This is a genomic window from uncultured Megasphaera sp., assembly GCF_958350005.1.
In the GTDB taxonomy this organism is placed as follows: Bacteria; Bacillota; Negativicutes; order Veillonellales; family Megasphaeraceae; genus Megasphaera.
The window spans coordinates 1-4,184 of the sequence record NZ_CATWFF010000169.1 but is presented as its reverse complement, the minus strand read 5'-3'; the positions used below and the strand labels follow the sequence as shown (position 1 = coordinate 4,184).

General features: G+C 55.6%; 6 protein-coding genes. All 6 read left to right on the top strand.

Annotated elements, in window-relative coordinates; all coding sequences use genetic code 11:
• Window positions 1–571, top strand: a 571-nt coding sequence (trpC, locus tag Q3886_RS08770) for an indole-3-glycerol phosphate synthase TrpC (RefSeq protein WP_301861017.1), incomplete at its 5' end; no start/stop codon positions are given.
• A complete protein-coding gene (locus tag Q3886_RS08765) occupies window positions 564–1,181 on the top strand; it encodes a phosphoribosylanthranilate isomerase (RefSeq protein WP_301861015.1) in 618 nt (205 codons plus the stop codon). The genes trpC and Q3886_RS08765, both read left to right, overlap by 8 nt.
• The gene (gene trpB, locus Q3886_RS08760) at window positions 1,178–2,362 is read left to right on the top strand and encodes a tryptophan synthase subunit beta (RefSeq protein WP_301861014.1); all 1,185 of its coding nucleotides are present in this window, start codon (window positions 1,178–1,180) and stop codon (window positions 2,360–2,362) included. The genes Q3886_RS08765 and trpB overlap by 4 nt, the downstream gene beginning before the upstream one ends.
• Entirely contained in the window at window positions 2,355–3,131 is a 777-nt protein-coding gene (trpA, locus tag Q3886_RS08755) for a tryptophan synthase subunit alpha (RefSeq protein WP_301861013.1), read from the top strand. Before trpB ends, trpA begins: the two co-directional genes overlap by 8 nt.
• A 534-nt stretch (window positions 3,132–3,665) precedes the next feature.
• Window positions 3,666–3,824 carry a hypothetical protein gene (locus tag Q3886_RS08750; RefSeq protein ID WP_301861012.1) on the top strand — a complete coding sequence of 53 codons (159 nt, stop codon included), beginning with the start codon at window positions 3,666–3,668 and terminating at the stop codon, window positions 3,822–3,824.
• A gap of 247 nt (window positions 3,825–4,071) precedes the next feature.
• Window positions 4,072–4,184 (top strand): ESPR domain-containing protein (locus Q3886_RS10050; protein WP_367881564.1); only part of this gene is annotated, 113 nt, incomplete at its 3' end.

Genomic DNA, 4,184 nt, shown 5'->3' with positions numbered 1-4,184 from the left:
AGACATTGCCCGGGAATACGAACAGGCCGGAGCGGCCGCTATTTCCGTCCTGACTGAACGGGACTATTTCCTCGGCAGCGGCCAGTACCTGCAGGAAATCGCCAGGGCCGTAGCGACGTCGGTTCTGCGGAAAGACTTCATTATCGACGAATACCAGATTTACGAAGCCCGCGTCCTGGGCGCATCGGCAGTCCTGCTGATCTGCGCCGTTCTCGACGACGCGCGGCTGACGAAGTTCCTGCAGCTGGCCCATGACCTGGGCCTGTCGGCTCTGGTCGAAGCCCATGACGAAGACGAAGTGCGCCGGGCTCTGGCAGCAGGGGCGCAGATTATTGGCGTCAACAATCGCAATCTGAAAGACTTCACAGTCTCTCTCGATACGAGCTGCCGCCTGCGGCCCCTCGTGCCGCCGTCGGTCCTGTTCGTCGCCGAAAGCGGCATCAAGACTGCCGCCGACACGGCGCGCCTGCGGGAACACGGCGTCGATGCCGTCCTCATTGGCGAGACCTTCATGCGCAGTGCCGATAAAAAAGCCATGCTCGACGAACTGGCAGGAAAGCACCATGGTTAAGATTAAATTCTGCGGCCTGAAGCGGGAAGTGGATATACAGTGGGCCAATGAGCTGCATCCTGATTATGTGGGCTTCGTCTTTGCCGGGACGAAGCGCCGCGTTACCGACGACACGGCACAGCACCTGCGGCAGCTCCTGTCGCCGGACATTCCGGCAGTAGGCGTCTTCGTCGATGAACCGGCTGCGCATATTGCCGGTCTTTTCCGGCAGGGTGTCATTCAAATAGCCCAGCTCCACGGCCATGAAGACGACGACTACATACGGCACCTGCAAAGCCTTGCGGACATACCCCTGATTCAGGCCTTTTCCGTCACGTCGCCGGAAGACCTGGACCGGGCCCGGCACAGCCTGGCTGACTACATTCTCCTCGACAACGGCGCCGGCGGGACAGGCCAGTCCTTTGACTGGTCTCTTCTGACCCAGGTCGGGCGGCCTTATTTCCTGGCCGGCGGCCTGACGCCGGAAAATGCCGGCCAGGCTGCAGCCCTCGCGCCCTATGCCCTGGACGTGAGCAGCGGCATCGAGGAAGACGGCGTAAAAAATAAACAGAAAATGATACGATTTATGGCGAACGCCCGCGGCGCATCGCCACAGGAGGGAATACGATGAGCACAGGAAGATTTGGACCCTTTGGCGGTCAGTACATACCGGAAACGCTGATGAATGAAATCCAGCGCCTGGAAAAATCCTACGAATACTACAAGCATGACCCGGCTTTTCAGATGGAACTGCAGGATCTGCTCGACAACTATGCCAACAGGCCGTCGCTGCTGTACTATGCCGGCAAGATGACGGAAGACCTGGGCGGCGCCAAAGTATATCTGAAGCGGGAAGACCTGAACCATACAGGGGCCCACAAAATCAACAATGCCCTCGGCCAGTGCCTGCTGGCCAAGAAAATGGGCAAGACCCGGGTCATTGCCGAAACCGGTGCCGGCCAGCACGGCGTTGCTACGGCTACGGCAGCGGCTTTCATGGGTCTGGAATGTGAAGTCTTCATGGGTGAAGAAGACACGATCCGCCAGGCCCTGAACGTATACCGCATGGAACTGCTGGGCGCCAAGGTCCACGCCGTCAAGTCCGGTACGCGGGTCCTCAAGGACGCCGTCAACGAAGCCATGCGCGAATGGGTAAGCCGCGTCGATGACACGCACTACGTCATTGGTTCCACCATGGGACCTCATCCGTTCCCCATGATGGTCCGCGACTTCCAGTCCGTCATCAGCCGTGAAGCGCGCCAGCAGATTCTGGACAAAGAAGGCAAGCTCCCGACAGCTGTCCTGGCCTGCGTCGGCGGCGGCAGCAACGCCATGGGCATGTTCTATCACTTCATTACCGACAAAGACGTGCGCCTCATTGGCTGTGAAGCTGCCGGCAAGGGCGTCGATACGAAGCTCAACGCCGCTACTATTGCCAACGGTACAGTGGGTATCTTCCACGGCATGAAATCCATTTTCTGCCAGAACGACGAAGGCCAGATCGACGAAGTTTACTCCATTTCTGCCGGCCTGGACTATCCGGGCATCGGGCCGGAACACGCCTACCTCCATCAGAGCGGCCGCGCCCAGTACGTGCCCGTAACAGACGACGAAGCCGTCGAAGCCTTTGAATACCTGGCCCGGACAGAAGGCATTATCTGCGCCATCGAAAGCGCCCATGCCGTTCACGAAGCCATGAAACTCGCACCGACCCTGAGCAAAGACGACAGCATTATCGTCTGCCTGTCCGGCCGGGGCGACAAAGACGTAGCAGCCATTGCAAGATACAAGGGGAGGGACCTTCATGAGTAAGATACACAACGCCTTTGCTGACGGAAAAGCCTTTATCGGCTTCCTTACGGCCGGCGATCCGTCTATTGAAAAAAGCTATGAATACATTATGACCATGGTGAAAGCCGGCGCCGACCTGGTGGAAATTGGCATTCCCTTTTCCGACCCCATTGCCGAAGGCATTGTCATTCAGGAAGCCAACATCCGGGCCCTGTCCGTCAATACGCGCCTGGAAGACGTGTTCCGCCTCGTCCAGATGGTGCGGAAAGAATCGCAGATTCCTCTGGTCTTCCTGACCTATGTCAACCCCATTTACAACTACGGCAAGGACGCCTTCTTTGCCAAATGCCAGGAAACCGGCGTCGACGGCGTCATCATTCCCGACATGCCCTATGAAGAACGGCAGGAATGTGCCGGTGAAGCCAAAGCCCACGGCATCGACATTATTTCCATGATTGCGCCTACATCGAAAGACCGCATTCAGGAAATTGCCAAGGTTGGCGAAGGCTTCCTGTACATCGTCTCGTCCCTTGGCGTCACGGGGACGCGCAGCACCATTACGACGAACCTGAAAGAAATTATTGACGTAGCCAAAAGCGTCACCGACGTGCCCTGTGCCGTAGGCTTCGGCATCAACACGCCGGAACAGGCCGAAAAAATTGCCAGAGACGCCGACGGCGTCATCGTCGGCAGTGCCATCGTCAAGATTATTGCCAAATACGGCACCGAAGCGGCACCCCATATTTACGACTATGTAAAGGCCATGAAAGAAGCGACGATGAAGGGATAACAAAGGGATACCATATATCAGCACAGGTAAAACCGGAGACGGATAAGAAACGTCTCCGGTTTTTGCTATCCTTTTTCACCTTTACCTGGGGGAGTATTGCTTTTTTGGAGTAAAGTAGATATAATGAAGTTAACACAAAAGGAGGTGAAAAACATGAACCCTGTCCAGAATGAGTATTCCTGTGAACAAACATGGCAGCAGACGCCGGCACAGCTGATAACTAAAAAATATACCGGGGGGGGGTATCCTGAACCTGGTTTTTTATCGGATTTCTTTGTATATACAACAATATTACAGGGTGCTGAAGCGTACTCTGGTATCTGTAATATATCTGTGGAAGGACAGCGCTGTACGGCGGTGTCCTTGTTGGCGTGCCTGCAAATAAGGCCAGCGGCGGCTTCTCCGGCACTCAGGATGGAAACGGCATGACCAGAATATGTCTGGCCTGCGGTAAATCTTTTCAGCCTGTACGGCGTACGCAGAAATATTGCTGTGCCGCATGCCGCCGTTATGCCTATCGGCACGGTCTGGACGATGAAAGATACAAACAGCATACGGGCCATGGACCGGTGCTGCGGGAATTTCATTGTCTTCGATGCGGTACGCTCGTGCAGGTACGGGATGCTGCAGACAGGCGGACGAAATTCTGCTCCCAGCGATGTGAGCGATACTACTGGAAGCGAACATCCATAGCGAAAACCGTCGCTGTGCGGCGAGAATTTGTCTGCCGCCAATGTGGCCAAACCGTATATGTTACCGATCCCCTCGATCGGCGGAGGATTTTTTGCAGTGCCTCGTGCCGTCAACAGTGGTTCATAGCGCATCAACAGAGCCTGTATGGTAAAAACAGGCCATCAGGCTCTGACGGGAAATAACTATCCTGTCGTGATGATATACCCCCCTGACCCATATAAGGGACAGGAAGAAAGGAGAATGTACGATGAATCGTATATACAAAGTAATTTGGAATAAAGCAAAAGGCTGCTATCAGGTAGCTTCGGAATTCGCTCATCAGCAGGGCCGCGGCGGCAGCACAAAAACCGCAGCAGGCCG

Bases quoted from the DNA above. Each gene is read 5' to 3' on its own strand.
- Q3886_RS08750 (WP_301861012.1), top strand. From the start codon at position 3,666: ATGAAAGATACAAACAGCATACGGGCCATGGACCGGTGCTGCGGGAAT.
- trpB (WP_301861014.1), top strand. From the start codon at position 1,178: ATGAGCACAGGAAGATTTGGACCCTTTGGCGGTCAGTACATACCGGAA.
- trpA (WP_301861013.1), top strand. From the start codon at position 2,355: ATGAGTAAGATACACAACGCCTTTGCTGACGGAAAAGCCTTTATCGGC.
- Q3886_RS08765 (WP_301861015.1), top strand. From the start codon at position 564: ATGGTTAAGATTAAATTCTGCGGCCTGAAGCGGGAAGTGGATATACAG.